Genomic DNA, 395 nt, shown 5'->3' with positions numbered 1-395 from the left:
GCCGCGGGCGCGAGCCGGGGCGCGGGCCCGTCCGTCGCCACCCCGCCCGGGAGGAAGCGCGCGGCCCGCGGCGCGGCGGCGGACGCGGCGGCGGAGACCGGGGGAGGTGTGCGGGATGCGCGGGACCGCTGATCCGGTGCGGCTGCTGATGTACCGCCACCGGGTGCTGTGCGAGCGGGCCGTGGACCCGCTGGAGATCGCCGCCGGGCTGGAGGCCTGCGGCGTCACCGACCGGATCGCCGCCCGGTTCCGGCACCGGGACGTCTTCTCGCTCGCCGAGGAGCTCTACGCCCGGGTGCCGCGGGCCGATCCCCGGCCGGCCCCGGCGGCCCCGGCGGGCCCCGGGGCGCAGGAGCGGCAGGGTGCCCTGCCGCGCCGCCTCGCCCGGGCACTGC

At 82.3% G+C, this 395-nt stretch carries 1 pseudogene; it reads left to right on the top strand.

Annotated features, from left to right (window positions below):
- Nucleotides 1-395 (top strand): annotated as a pseudogene (locus GQS09_RS28415) (hypothetical protein); the annotation flags it as partial.

The organism is Streptomyces sp. YIM 98790 (genome assembly GCF_011421595.1).
Lineage (GTDB): Bacteria > Actinomycetota > Actinomycetes > Streptomycetales > Streptomycetaceae > Streptomyces.
This window is presented reverse-complemented; position numbering and strand designations above follow the sequence as displayed.